The 13166-nt window shown below is 52.7% G+C and carries 11 protein-coding genes and 1 riboswitch; of the genes, 8 read left to right on the top strand and 3 right to left on the bottom strand.

Annotated elements, in window-relative coordinates:
• Positions 1 to 283 precede the first annotated feature (283 nt).
• A complete protein-coding gene (gene argE / locus F4V72_RS20430) occupies positions 284 to 1435 on the bottom strand; it encodes an acetylornithine deacetylase (RefSeq protein ID WP_136058571.1) in 1152 nt (383 codons plus the stop codon).
• Positions 1436 to 1523: 88 nt separating this feature from the next.
• On the opposite strand from argE, the gene argC reads away from it, so the two are divergent.
• From argC to oxyR, 4 genes are all read left to right on the top strand, one after another.
• The gene (gene argC / locus F4V72_RS20425; protein ID WP_150342502.1) at positions 1524 to 2528 is read left to right on the top strand and encodes an N-acetyl-gamma-glutamyl-phosphate reductase; all 1005 of its coding nucleotides are present in this window, start codon (positions 1524 to 1526) and stop codon (positions 2526 to 2528) included.
• 7 nt (positions 2529 to 2535) lie between these two features.
• Entirely contained in the window at positions 2536 to 3312 is a 777-nt protein-coding gene (gene argB, locus F4V72_RS20420; protein ID WP_136058570.1) for an acetylglutamate kinase, read from the top strand.
• 70 nt (positions 3313 to 3382) lie between these two features.
• On the top strand, positions 3383 to 4759 hold the full coding sequence (argH, locus tag F4V72_RS20415; RefSeq protein ID WP_080071072.1) for an argininosuccinate lyase: 1377 nt from the start codon (positions 3383 to 3385) through the stop codon (positions 4757 to 4759).
• 283 nt (positions 4760 to 5042) lie between these two features.
• Positions 5043 to 5960: a DNA-binding transcriptional regulator OxyR gene (oxyR, locus tag F4V72_RS20410; protein ID WP_023249171.1), complete on the top strand. Its 918-nt coding sequence runs from the start codon at positions 5043 to 5045 to the stop codon at positions 5958 to 5960.
• Here the strand turns inward: oxyR and sthA are convergent.
• On the bottom strand, positions 5943 to 7343 hold the full coding sequence (gene sthA / locus F4V72_RS20405) for a Si-specific NAD(P)(+) transhydrogenase (RefSeq protein WP_136058569.1): 1401 nt from the start codon (positions 7341 to 7343) through the stop codon (positions 5943 to 5945). The two genes, oxyR and sthA, sit on opposite strands and share 18 nt — an antisense overlap.
• Before the next feature lie 198 nt (positions 7344 to 7541).
• Here sthA and fabR point away from each other — a divergent pair, with 198 nt between their 5' ends.
• On the top strand, positions 7542 to 8177 hold the full coding sequence (gene fabR, locus F4V72_RS20400) for an HTH-type transcriptional repressor FabR (RefSeq protein WP_000971958.1): 636 nt from the start codon (positions 7542 to 7544) through the stop codon (positions 8175 to 8177).
• 15 nt (positions 8178 to 8192) lie between these two features.
• On the top strand, positions 8193 to 8552 hold the full coding sequence (locus tag F4V72_RS20395) for a YijD family membrane protein (RefSeq protein WP_023249172.1): 360 nt from the start codon (positions 8193 to 8195) through the stop codon (positions 8550 to 8552).
• 128 nt (positions 8553 to 8680) lie between these two features.
• Here F4V72_RS20395 and trmA read toward each other — a convergent pair whose 3' ends face one another.
• Positions 8681 to 9781 carry a tRNA (uridine(54)-C5)-methyltransferase TrmA gene (trmA, locus tag F4V72_RS20390; protein WP_136058568.1) on the bottom strand — a complete coding sequence of 367 codons (1101 nt, stop codon included), beginning with the start codon at positions 9779 to 9781 and terminating at the stop codon, positions 8681 to 8683.
• Positions 9782 to 9895: 114 nt separating this feature from the next.
• Positions 9896 to 10088, top strand: a riboswitch (cobalamin riboswitch).
• 65 nt (positions 10089 to 10153) lie between these two features.
• Between trmA and btuB the strand changes: the two genes are divergently transcribed.
• Complete coding sequence (gene btuB, locus F4V72_RS20385) at positions 10154 to 12010, top strand: TonB-dependent vitamin B12 receptor BtuB (protein WP_023249174.1); 1857 nt, start codon at positions 10154 to 10156, stop codon at positions 12008 to 12010.
• Complete coding sequence (murI, locus tag F4V72_RS20380) at positions 11955 to 12806, top strand: glutamate racemase (protein WP_023249175.1); 852 nt, start codon at positions 11955 to 11957, stop codon at positions 12804 to 12806. Before btuB ends, murI begins: the two co-directional genes overlap by 56 nt.
• Positions 12807 to 13166 lie beyond the last annotated feature (360 nt).

Genomic DNA, 13166 nt, shown 5'->3' with positions numbered 1-13166 from the left:
TTGCCGTCTTGCCGCAACGCGAAATCTTTCGGACCAAGCTTTTTCACATCACTTCTCATCTTTATAAAGCCACGTAAAACCCGTGGCGTCAATTACTGCGAAATCGGTTCAGCAAACGAAAAAATGGCGATAATTTACGTTATTTAATTCATACCGAATCAAATAAGCATTGCTTATGGAAATGTAAAAAACATGGTAATGACCTGTTGCCGGATGACACTACACTAATCCGGCAACAGGTGGATTCTGGCCCGATAAACATAGCGCTACCGAGCAATATGCATTAATGCCAGCAAAAATGGTGTACTACCTGGGTAATTAATTCCCGGGTGGGCTTAATAAAACGCGTTTCGAGATATTCATCCGGCTGATGGGCCTGATTAATTGAGCCAGGACCGAGCACCAGCGTTGGACATAATGTCTGAATAAACGGTGCTTCAGTACAGTAGTTCACCACGTCGGTTTTCGTACCCAACAGTTTTTCTACTACTTCAACCAGTTGGTGGTCCGGTGGACACTCGTAGCCCGGAATCGGCGGATGTAATTCTGCCACCGTCAGGCGGCCCGGCCAGCGTTCGCTTACGGGGGCCAGCGCGTCGTTAAGCAATCCATTGAGGTCGTTTAACGTCATGCCCGGCAGTGGACGAATATCCATATGTAGTTCACAGCAGGCGCAGATGCGGTTTGAGGCATCGCCGCCGTGGATATGGCCCAGGTTCAGCGTTGGATATGGAACGGTAAACGCCTCGTAGTGATATCGCGCTTTCAGCGCGTCACGCAGTTGCATGATACGGCCAACCGCATCGTGCATCAGTTCAATGGCGTTAACCCCACGCGCCGGATCGCTGGAGTGACCGGACTGGCCCAGGACGCGAACGACATTAGAGATATGCCCTTTGTGTGCGCGTACCGGTTGCAAAGATGTCGGTTCGCCAATGATTGCGCAGTCCGGACGTAATGCCGTGGTTTCGGAAAAATAACGCGCCCCGGCCATGCTGGTCTCTTCATCGGCGGTCGCCAAAATGTAGAGCGGCTTTTTCAGTTGTGTTACGTCAACGTCACGTAGCGCGTCCAGAATAAAAGCGAAGAAGCCTTTCATATCCGCAGTGCCCAGGCCATAGAGCTTGTTGTCGTGCTCGGTCAGCGTGAACGGGTCGCGCGTCCAGCGTCCGTCATCAAAGGGAACCGTATCGGTATGACCGGCCAGCAGCAAACCGCCCGCGCCATGTCCGGTGCTGGCGAGCATATTAAATTTGTTTCGCGTTCCCGGAACCGGTTGAACCTCTACGTTGAAACCAAGTTCGCTGAACCAGCCTGCAAGCAAAGTGATTAAAGACGCATTACTTTGATCCAGGGATTCTTCGGTTGCGCTTATCGATGGTGTGGCAATCAGAGCGCGGTAAATCTCGATAAATGGCGGTAAAACGTTTTTCATTGTTGACACACCTCAGGTCATGATAGTATCAATATTCATGCATTAATTGTGAATAAAAATACACTAACGTTGAGCATAAAGGAACCCGATGTTGAATACGCTGATTGTAGGCGCTAGCGGTTATGCGGGCGCAGAGCTTGTAAGCTACGTAAATCGCCACCCACATATGACCATAACCGCTTTGACCGTCTCAGCGCAAAGCAATGATGCAGGAAAGTTAATTTCTGATTTACATCCGCAGTTAAAAGGGATTGTTGATCTGCCATTGCAACCGATGTCGGATGTGCGTGACTTTAGCGCAGATGTTGATGTGGTGTTCCTGGCGACAGCGCATGAAGTGAGCCACGATCTGGCGCCGCAGTTTTTACAGGCCGGATGCGTCGTATTCGATCTTTCCGGCGCGTTTCGGGTAAATGATCGCGCCTTCTATGAAAAGTATTACAGATTTACTCATCAGTATCCTGAACTGCTGGAACAGGCGGTGTACGGTCTGGCGGAGTGGAATGCCGATAAACTGAACGCGGCGAATCTGATTGCGGTTCCTGGTTGTTATCCAACCGCGGCGCAGTTGTCGCTAAAACCGCTGATTGACGGTGGGCTTCTGGAGCTGACGCAGTGGCCAGTAATTAATGCCACCAGCGGGGTGAGCGGCGCGGGGCGCAAGGCGGCAATGTCGAACAGTTTCTGTGAAGTGAGTCTGCAACCGTATGGCGTGTTTACGCATCGTCATCAGCCGGAAATCGCCGCCCATCTGGGCGCGGAGGTCATCTTCACCCCGCATCTGGGGAATTTTCCTCGCGGGATTCTGGAAACCATTACCTGCCGCCTGAAAGCGGGCGTAACCCATGTGCAGGTCGCCGACGTGTTGCAAAAAGCCTATGGCGACAAACCGCTGGTGCGCCTGTATGACAAAGGCGTTCCGGCGTTAAAGAACGTCGTCGGGTTGCCGTTCTGTGATATTGGTTTTGCCGTCCAGGGCGAACATCTGATTGTGGTGGCAACCGAAGATAACCTGTTGAAAGGCGCAGCGGCGCAGGCGGTGCAATGCGCTAATATTCGTTTCGGCTTCGCTGAAACGCAGTCTCTTATTTAAGGGTGAAATGATGAATCCATTAATTATCAAGCTGGGTGGCGTATTACTGGATAGCGAAGAGGCTCTGGAACGTCTTTTTACCGCGCTGGTCAACTATCGTGAGTCCCATCAGCGTGCGCTGGTGGTTGTTCACGGTGGTGGTTGTGTGGTGGATGAGCTGATGAAAGGGCTTAATTTGCCAGTGAAAAAGAAAGACGGCCTGCGCGTGACGCCTGCCGATCAGATTGGCATCATTACCGGGGCGCTGGCGGGAACCGCTAACAAAACCCTGCTGGCCTGGGCGAAGAAACACCATATCGCCTCTGTTGGTCTGTTTCTGGGCGATGGCAACAGCGTAAAAGTGACTCAACTCGATGAAGCGTTAGGCCACGTCGGGCTGGCGCAGCCGGGGTCGCCGAAGCTGATTAACACATTGCTGGAAAACGGCTTTCTGCCGGTAGTCAGCTCCATTGGCGTAACAGACGACGGCCAACTGATGAACGTCAACGCCGATCAGGCGGCAACCGCGCTGGCGGCGACGCTGGGGGCCGATCTGATCCTGCTTTCTGACGTGAGCGGTATTCTGGACGGCAAAGGCCAGCGTATCGCTGAAATGACGGCGTCCAAAGCAGAGCAGCTTATCGACCAGGGCATTATTACCGACGGTATGATTGTGAAAGTGAATGCGGCTCTCGATGCTGCGAGGGCGCTGGGTCGCCCGGTGGATATCGCTTCCTGGCGTCATGCGGAACAATTGCCAGCGCTGTTTAATGGTACGCCGATTGGCACGCGTATTCTGGCTTAACTATTTTTGTGCGCCGGATAATCGTAGCGCTATCCGGCAGTGAAATTCGAAGAATTTAAGGAAGTATATTATGGCACTTTGGGGTGGGCGCTTTACACAGGCGGCAGACCAGCGGTTTAAACAATTCAATGATTCGTTGCGCTTCGATTACCGTCTGGCGGAGCAGGATATTGTCGGTTCTGTGGCCTGGTCCAAAGCATTAGTCACGGTGGGCGTACTGACTGCCGATGAGCAACGACAGTTGGAAGAGGCGCTGAACGTGCTGCTGGAAGAGGTTCGCGCGAATCCGCAGCAAATCCTGCAAAGCGATGCGGAAGATATCCATAGCTGGGTGGAAGGTAAGCTCATCGACAAAGTGGGTCAGTTGGGTAAAAAGCTGCACACCGGACGCAGCCGTAACGATCAGGTGGCGACGGACCTGAAACTGTGGTGCAAAGAGACGGTGATGGAGCTGCTCACCGCCAACCGCCAGCTACAGAGCGCGCTGGTGGAAACCGCGCAGGAGAACCAGGACGCGGTAATGCCGGGATATACCCATCTGCAACGCGCGCAGCCAGTGACTTTCGCCCACTGGTGTCTCGCGTATGTCGAAATGCTGGTGCGAGATGAAAGCCGCCTGCAGGATACACTCAAACGTCTGGACGTGAGTCCGTTAGGTTGCGGCGCGCTGGCGGGAACAGCCTATGAAATCGACCGTGAACAATTGGCAGGCTGGCTGGGCTTCACGTTTGCGACCCGCAACAGTCTGGACAGCGTGTCGGATCGTGACCACGTACTGGAACTGCTTTCTGATGCGGCTATTGGTATGGTGCATCTGTCACGCTTCGCGGAAGATCTGATTTTCTTTAATTCTGGTGAAGCGGGCTTTGTGGAGCTTTCTGACCGCGTTACTTCCGGTTCATCGTTAATGCCGCAGAAGAAAAACCCGGACGCGCTGGAGCTGATTCGCGGTAAGTGCGGTCGCGTACAAGGGGCGCTAACCGGCATGATGATGACCTTAAAAGGTCTGCCGCTGGCTTATAACAAAGATATGCAGGAAGACAAAGAAGGGCTGTTCGATGCGCTCGATACCTGGCTTGACTGCCTGCATATGGCGGCGTTGGTGCTGGACGGTATTCAGGTGAAACGCCCACGTTGCCAGGACGCGGCGCAACAGGGGTATGCCAACGCCACGGAGCTGGCGGATTACCTGGTCGCGAAAGGCGTGCCGTTTCGCGAAGCGCACCATATTGTCGGCGAAGCGGTGGTAGAAGCCATTCGCCAGGGTAAGCCGCTGGAAGCGTTGCCGCTGGCTGATTTACAGAAATTCAGCCGCGTGATTGGCGACGATGTGTATCCGATATTGTCTTTACAGTCGTGTCTGGATAAACGGGCGGCAAAAGGCGGTGTTTCTCCGCAACAGGTGGCGCAGGCCATCGACGATGCGAAGGCGCGCCTCGCGTTGTAGGCCTGATAGCATAGCGCCATCAGGCAATATAGCCCGGCCGAGTGTAAGCGACGCCGGGTTTTTTTACGCAAAAAAAAGCGGACCAGAGGTCCGCAAAAGTTCACGTTGGCTTTAGTTATTTCGGGTTCGAGAGATACCCTCTGAACGGGCGGTGTCTTCAAGGGTTAAACGAGAAACCGCTCCGTTTCTGTGATGTATTATTAATCAGAAAGGTTGATAGGGATAATCGTTCGTTGCTATGCTACCTATCGCCATGAACTATCGTGGCGACGGAGGATGAATAATGAATATTCGTGATCTTGAATATCTGGTGGCGTTAGCCGAACATCGCCATTTCCGGCGAGCGGCGGACTCCTGTCACGTCAGCCAGCCAACCCTTAGCGGGCAAATTCGCAAGCTGGAAGATGAGCTGGGCGTTATGCTGCTGGAGCGTACGAGTCGTAAGGTGCTGTTTACCCAGGCGGGCTTACTGCTGGTGGATCAGGCGCGCACCGTGCTGCGTGAGGTCAAGGTGCTCAAGGAGATGGCAAGCCAACAAGGTGAGGCGATGTCCGGCCCGTTACATATTGGTTTAATCCCAACGGTTGGCCCCTATTTGCTGCCGCTTATTATTCCGATGTTGCACCAGACTTTCCCGAAGCTGGAAATGTATCTGCATGAGGCGCAAACCCATCAGCTGTTAGCGCAACTCGATAGCGGCAAGCTTGACTGCGCTATTCTGGCACTGGTGAAAGAGAGTGAGGCATTTATCGAAGTGCCGCTGTTTGATGAGCCCATGATGCTGGCTATTTATGAGGATCATCCGTGGGCGAATCGCGATCGCGTGCCGATGTCCGATCTGGCGGGCGAAAAATTGCTGATGCTGGAAGATGGCCACTGTCTGCGCGATCAGGCGATGGGGTTCTGTTTCGAAGCGGGAGCGGATGAAGATACCCATTTCCGGGCGACCAGTCTGGAAACGCTGCGCAACATGGTGGCGGCGGGCAGTGGTATTACGCTACTTCCTGCGCTGGCAGTGCCGCAGGAGCGTAAGCGCGACGGCGTGGTCTATCTGCCATGCATTAAGCCGGAGCCGCGTCGTACCGTGGGGCTGGTTTATCGCCCGGGATCGCCGCTGCGTAGCCGTTATGAGCAACTGGCAGAGGCCATCCGTGGCGCAATGGATGGCCATTTCGACAAGGCGTTAAAACAAGCGGTTTAAGCCGTTTAGCGCCGCAACCCGATAAGCTTCCGCCATGGTTGGGTAGTTAAAGGTGGTGTTAACGAAGTACTCGATGGTGTTACCGCCACCTTTCTGCTCCATGATCGCCTGGCCGATATGAATAATTTCGGCGGCGCGTTCGCCAAAGCAGTGAATCCCCAGAATTTCTTTGGTTTCACGGTGGAAGAGAATTTTTAGCGTGCCGACGTTCATGCCAACGATTTGCGCTCGCGCCAGATGCTTAAACTGCGCGCGGCCCACTTCATAAGGCACTTTCATTGCCGTTAACTGCTGCTCGGTTTTGCCGACAGAACTGATTTCCGGAATGGTATAAATCCCGGTGGGGATATCTTCGATAAGATGCGCGGTCGCTTCGCCTTTCACCAGCGCCTGCGCTGCAATACGCCCCTGATCGTAGGCTGCGGAAGCCAGACTGGGATAGCCAATCACGTCGCCCACCGCATAGACGTGCGGCAGGGCGGTCTGGTACATGCTGTTGACCTTGAGCTGTCCACGGCTGTCTGTTTCCAGACCAATATTCTCCAGCGCCAGCGAATCGGTGTTACCGGTACGGCCATTGGCATAGAGCAGACAGTCAGCCTTCAGTTTTTTGCCGGATTTCAGGTGCATGATGACGCCATCATCGCAGCCTTCGATTTTCTCATACTCTTCATTGTGGCGAATCACCACACCACTATTCCAGAAATGGTAAGAGAGAGAGTCGGACATCTCCTGATCGAGAAAGGCCAGCAGGCGATCGCGAGTGTTGATCAGATCCACTTTCACATCCATACCGCGGAAGATGGACGCATATTCGCAGCCGATAACGCCGGCGCCATAAATAATAACGTGGCGCGGTTCGTGATGCAGGCTCAGGATCGAATCGCTGTCATAAATCCGCGGATGCGAGAAATCCACGTCATGGGGATGGTAAGGACGCGAACCACAAGCAATAACAAATTTTTCTGCCGTCAGGGTTTCAACCGTGCCGTCATGGCATTCCAGCGCCAGGGTATGTTCGTCAATAAAATGGGCGTTGCCCTGCAAGATTTCACAGTGGTTACGCTCATAAAACCCCTGCCGCATACGCGTTTGCTGATTAATCACGTTATCGGCATGATTAAGGATATCGGCGAAAGAAGAACGAAGGAGACGGGAGTGGTCGCTATAGAGCGGGTTTTGATTAAACTCAATAATGCGGCTGACGGCGTGGCGAAGGGCTTTGGATGGGATGGTGCCCCAGTGGGTACATCCGCCGCCAACGTTATGATAACGCTCAATTACCGCGACGCGTGCTCCTTGCTTAACCAGACCCATTGCAGCGCCTTCACCGCCGGGGCCTGACCCTATGACGACTGCATCATAATCCCAGGAATGTGGCATGGTATTACTCACCTGTTTTTATACATAAAATAAACACGATGATAACATTTGCCCGGCTTTAACCCAATTATCGTTGTGCTTTTTTGCGAAGCCGGAGCACAAACTGTCTGTAAACAATCATTCACAATCCAGTGTGAACCCGTTACTTTTATTCTCTGGTATAGTGCCGAATAAGGCATATGGAAGGATTCAGACATTGTGATGGGTGTTAGAGCGCAACAAAAAGAAAAAACCCGGCGTTCGCTGGTGGAAGCCGCATTCAGCCAACTGAGCGCTGAGCGGAGTTTCGCCAGCCTGAGTTTGCGTGAAGTGGCGCGTGAAGCGGGCATTGCGCCAACGTCGTTTTACCGCCATTTTCGCGATGTTGATGAACTCGGTCTGACGATGGTGGATGAAAGCGGTCTGATGTTGCGTCAGTTGATGCGTCAGGCGCGACAGCGCATCGCGAAAGGCGGCAGCGTCATTCGCACGTCGGTCTCCACATTTATGGAGTTTATCGGCAACAACCCCAACGCCTTCCGTCTGTTATTGCGCGAGCGTTCCGGCACTTCAGCGGCGTTTCGTGCCGCCGTCGCGCGGGAGATTCAGCACTTTATTGCGGAACTTGCCGACTATCTGGAACTCGAAAACCATATGCCGCGCGCGTTTACTGAAGCCCAGGCTGAAGCGATGGTGACGATTGTCTTTAGCGCGGGCGCAGAGGCGTTGGACATCGGCGCTGAACAGCGTCGGCAATTAGAAGAGCGGCTGGTATTGCAACTGCGCATGATTGCGAAAGGGGCGTATTACTGGTATCGCCGTGAGCAAGAGAAAATAGCACATCATTCCGAATAACGTGAAGGACGAGTAATGAAACAGTCAGGTCAAGATAAAGGTACGCTGTTGCTGGCGCTCATCGCTGGCTTATCGATTAACGGCACATTCGCGGCGCTGTTTAGCGCTATTGTGCCGTTCTCCGTATTCCCGATTATCTCGCTGGTGCTGACGGTATATTGCCTGCATCAGCGCTACCAAAATCGTACTATGCCGGTAGGTTTGCCGGGGTTGGCCGCCGCCTGTTTCATTCTTGGCGTTTTACTGTATAGCACCGTCGTGCGTGCAGAATATCCGGATATGGGCTCTAATTTCTTTCCGGCGGTGCTGTCGGTGATTCTGGTATTCTGGATTGGCTTTAAGATGCGCAATCGGAAGCAGGACATCGCGGAGTAGTGTGCGAATGCCAGATGGCGGCGCAAGCGCCTGATCCGGCCTACAACTGTACATATATGTAGGCCGGGCAAGCGAAGCGCCCCGGCAGAACGCCAGATAGCGGTATAATCGGCTATCCGACGTATATTTTACCTTGCGGTCAATAACACCCCGCATTCCATATGATGCGTATACGGGAACTGATCGAACAGCGCCAGGCGAGACACCGTGTGCGTCTGGCTTAATGTTTCCAGGTTTTTGCACAACGTTTCCGGATTGCAGGAAATGTACAGAATACGTGGATAAGCCTGCACCATTTTTTCAGTTTCGCTGTCCAGACCGCTGCGCGGCGGATCGACAAAAATGGTTTCGCACTGATAGCGCTTCAGATCGATCCCCTGTAAGCGATTAAACTCACGGACGCCGTGCATCGCTTGGGTAAACTCTTCCGCCGCCATGCGAATAATCTGAACATTATCAATATGATTAGCGGCAATATTATACTGTGCGGCAGCGACGGACGGTTTGGCGATTTCGGTTGCCAGCACGCGGTTAAAATTGCGCGCCAGCGCTAAAGAAAAATTACCGTTGCCGCAATACAACTCAAGCAGATCGCCTTTTGAGTCTTTCGTCACCTCCAGCGCCCACTCTAACATCTGAATATTCATGGCGGCGTTTGGCTGCGTAAAGCTGTTTTCGACCTGACGGTAGATCATTTCTTTACCTGCCACAGGCAGACGCTCATCAATATAATCCTGATCCAATTCGACTTTGGTTTTAGTGGCCCGGCCAATCAGGTGTACGTTCAGACCTTGCGCGCGTAAAGCATCGCGTAACGCAGTGGCGGCTTCATGCCACTCTTCGTCCAGCTTCTTATGGTACAGCAACGACACTACCGCCTGGTTGCTCAAGGTGGTGAGATAATCGATCTGGAACAGCTTATGCCGCAGTGCATGATTATCGCGCACGCCGGCAATCATCGCCTTCATTAAGGTATTAATCAGTTGGCTGGCCGCCGGGAAGCTGTCAACGCGAATCCGGCTTTTGGTCTGCTGATCAAACATAATGTGGTACAGGTCATCGCCGTCATGCCACAGGCGAAATTCCGCACGCATACGATAGTGACTGACCGGCGAGCGAAATACTTCCGGAACCAGGCCAGAAAACGGCGCCATCATACTCTGCAAGCGCGCCACTTTTTCGGCTAGCTGCGCCTCATACTGTTCTGTCGGAAGATGTTCGGGGGTCATATCGCATCCTGAATAATAAAAGTACGCGGGGATTGTAGGGATTGCTCAGTGGATGTCCAGCTATTGATGATTTCTGATTTGTGATGCGCGGTCTGGACAGGGTGTTGTGACAGACGGTAGCATCCGTGGGCCGGTCCTGTGAGTTAATAGGGAATCCAGTGAAAATCTGGAGCTGACGCGCAGCGGTAAGGAAAGGTGAGATGAGAGCGTAAGCAGACACTGCCTCCGGTGGGAAGTCATCATTTCTGCTATCCAGCCAACGGATAACCCTCCAAGCCCGAAGACCTGCCGGCTAACGTCGCATCTGGTTTTCATCATCGCGTACTATCGATGAAGCCTGCGGCATCCTTCTTATATTGTGGATGCTTTACAATGATTAAAAAAGCTACGCTGCTGACGGCGTTCTCCGTCACGGCCTTTTCCGCTTGGGCGCAGGACACTAGCCCGGATACCCTGGTTGTCACCGCCAACCGTTTTCAGCAGCCTGTAAACTCTGTTTTGGCGCCAACTGATGTCGTCACCCGCGAGGATATTCAGCGCTGGCAGTCAAAAGATCTTAATGACGTAATGCGCCGTCTTCCTGGTGTGGATATTTCACAGAGCGGCGGAATGGGGAAGAGTTCCTCGCTGTATGTTCGCGGCACCGAATCGCGGCATGTCCTGGTACTGATTGATGGTGTGCCGATGGCGCGGGCGGGCATTAGTAACGCGATTGATATTGGTCAGCTTCCGGTGTCGTTAGTGCAGCGCATTGAATACATTCGCGGACCGCGTTCAGCGGTGTACGGTTCTGGCGCGATTGGCGGCGTCGTCAATATCATTACGATGAGCAATGACGAGAAATCACAGATCAACGCCGGTATGGGATCGGATGGTTACCAGACCTATGATGGGATTATGAATAAACGGTTTGGCGATACGATTGTAACTGCTGCCGGGGCGTATGAGACGACCAGGGGTTTTAACATTCAGCCTGACTCTCCCTATAACGGGGACAGTGACCGGGACGGCTACCGCAATAAGCTGTTCTGGGGAGGCGTACAGCATAAGTTTAACGATAACGTCTCCGGTTTCTTTCGCGGTTATGGCTATACGGCGAATAGCGATTACGATCAGGGTTCATATGGTCATGTTGGCGGCAATGATGAGGCCCAGAATTACACCCAATCTTGGGATGCTGGCCTGCAATACAGTTCTGGCATCTATTCTTCTCAGCTGATCGCCAATTATCAACATATTAAAGATTACAACTACAGTCACGATCTTGGTCGGTATGCGGGGGATGCCTCGCTGGATAACATGGAGCAGCGTTATATTCAGTGGGGTAATAGTGTTGAAGTTGGGCACGGAGCGGTTAGCGGCGGGGCTGACTGGAAACAGGAAAAGCTGACCTCCAGCAGTACAACGAAGGCCGATACTTACAAACGTGATACCACCGGGCTCTACCTGACCGGACAGCAACAAATCGATAGTGTCACGTTGGAAGCTTCTGGCCGTGAAGATCATGATGAGCAGTTCGGCTGGCATGGGACATGGCAGACCGCAGCGGGCTGGGAGTTTGTTGATGGTTATCGGGCAACTCTCTCCTATGGTACGGGGTTCCTGGCACCGTCCCTTGGGCAGCAATATGGCGCGACGCGTTTTGCATCATCTTATGGGCCTGGTATTGCCGCTAACCCAAACCTAAAGCCGGAAGAATCCAGGCAGTGGGAGGCCGGCATTGATGGGCTGACCGGACCGCTGGATTGGCGCCTTTCTGCATATCATTATAAGGTTCAAAACCTGATCGATTATACAGATAATCAATACGTTAATCTGAAGTCGGCCACCATTAAAGGTCTGGAGTGGACCGGAAATATCACCACCGGCCCGGTAGATCACCACCTGACGCTGCAATACGTCGATCCGCGTGATGATGAAACCAATAAGGTTCTCTATCGCCGTGCTAAGCAGCAGGTAAAGTATGAGCTGACCGGACAGATTTTTGAACTCGGCTGGAATGTGATGTATCAGTACCTCGGCGAACGTTACGATAAAGACTTCGACAATAATAGAGATGTAAAAATGGGCGGCTTGAGCTTGTGGGATATTGGAGTTTCATATCCGCTCACCTCACATCTGACAGTTCGTGGTAAAATAGCCAACCTGTTCGACAAAGATTACGAGACAGTTTATGGCTACCAAACTGCAGGACGAGAATACACCTTGTCTGGCAGCTACACCTTCTGAACCACGTCCCACCGTGCTGGTATTTGATTCTGGCGTCGGTGGATTGTCGGTCTATGATGAGATTCGGCGGCTCCTGCCGGATCTCCACTATATATATGCTTTCGATAACGTGGCATTCCCCTATGGGGAAAAGAGCGAAACGTTTATCGTCGAGCGCGTTGTCGAGATTGTTACTGCGGTACAGCAGTGCTATCCCCTTTCACTGGCGGTGATAGCCTGCAATACCGCCAGTACGGTTTCACTTCCCGCATTACGTGAAAAGTTTGCCTTCCCGGTGGTGGGCGTTGTACCTGCGATTAAACCAGCGGCGCGGCTTACCGCAAATGGCGTCGTCGGGCTACTGGCGACGCGAGCGACGGTCAAGCGTCCTTATACTCACGAGCTGATTGCGCGCTTCGCCAATGAATGTCAGATAGCTATGTTGGGGTCGGCAGAACTGGTGGAACTGGCGGAAGCTAAATTACATGGCAACTCGGTATCGCTGGAAGAGCTACGCCGTATATTACGTCCATGGCTGCGAATGCCGGAACCGCCTGACACGGTCGTTCTGGGGTGTACGCATTTCCCTCTATTACGAGACGAGCTTTTGCAAGTCCTGCCCGAAGGGACGCGGTTAGTGGATTCCGGCGCGGCGATAGCGCGTCGTACAGCCTGGCTGTTGGAGCATGAAGCGCCGTATGCAAAATCGACCGATGCCAATATTGCTTATTGCATGGCAATGACGCCAGAAGCTGAACAATTATTGCCCGTTTTACAGCGTTATGGCTTTGAAACGCTCGAAAAACTGGCGGTTTAATGGCGTTTTGGGTAAATACCAGGCACTTGGAAAATTATTTTAAATTTCCTCTTGTCAGGCGGAAATAACTCCCTATAATGCGCCACCACTGACACGGAACAACGGCACACAGGCCGCCGGGTCAGCGGGGTTCAGACCAGAGCCTCACGGAGAAAAGCGAAAATAAACGCTTGACTCTGAAGCGGGAAAGCGTAATATGCACACCCCGCGCCGCTGAGAAAAGCGCAGCGGCACTGCTCTTTAACAATTTATCAGACAATCTGTGTGGGCACTCGAAGATACGGATTCTTAACGTCCCCGGACGAAAAATGAATACCAAGTCTCTGAGTGAACACGTAATTCATTACGAAGTTTAATTCA

The sequence above is a fragment of the Salmonella enterica subsp. diarizonae genome, from assembly GCF_008692785.1.
Lineage (GTDB): Bacteria > Pseudomonadota > Gammaproteobacteria > Enterobacterales > Enterobacteriaceae > Salmonella > Salmonella diarizonae.
This window is presented reverse-complemented; position numbering and strand designations above follow the sequence as displayed.

Excerpts from the sequence above, each read along its gene's own strand:
- argE (WP_136058571.1), bottom strand. The coding sequence starts at position 1,435 with ATGAAAAACGTTTTACCGCCATTTATCGAGATTTACCGCGCTCTGATT.
- argC (WP_150342502.1), top strand. The coding sequence starts at position 1,524 with ATGTTGAATACGCTGATTGTAGGCGCTAGCGGTTATGCGGGCGCAGAG.
- argB (WP_136058570.1), top strand. The coding sequence starts at position 2,536 with ATGATGAATCCATTAATTATCAAGCTGGGTGGCGTATTACTGGATAGC.
- argH (WP_080071072.1), top strand. The coding sequence starts at position 3,383 with ATGGCACTTTGGGGTGGGCGCTTTACACAGGCGGCAGACCAGCGGTTT.
- oxyR (WP_023249171.1), top strand. The coding sequence starts at position 5,043 with ATGAATATTCGTGATCTTGAATATCTGGTGGCGTTAGCCGAACATCGC.
- sthA (WP_136058569.1), bottom strand. The coding sequence starts at position 7,343 with ATGCCACATTCCTGGGATTATGATGCAGTCGTCATAGGGTCAGGCCCC.
- F4V72_RS20395 (WP_023249172.1), top strand. The coding sequence starts at position 8,193 with ATGAAACAGTCAGGTCAAGATAAAGGTACGCTGTTGCTGGCGCTCATC.
- trmA (WP_136058568.1), bottom strand. The coding sequence starts at position 9,781 with ATGACCCCCGAACATCTTCCGACAGAACAGTATGAGGCGCAGCTAGCC.
- btuB (WP_023249174.1), top strand. The coding sequence starts at position 10,154 with ATGATTAAAAAAGCTACGCTGCTGACGGCGTTCTCCGTCACGGCCTTT.
- murI (WP_023249175.1), top strand. The coding sequence starts at position 11,955 with ATGGCTACCAAACTGCAGGACGAGAATACACCTTGTCTGGCAGCTACA.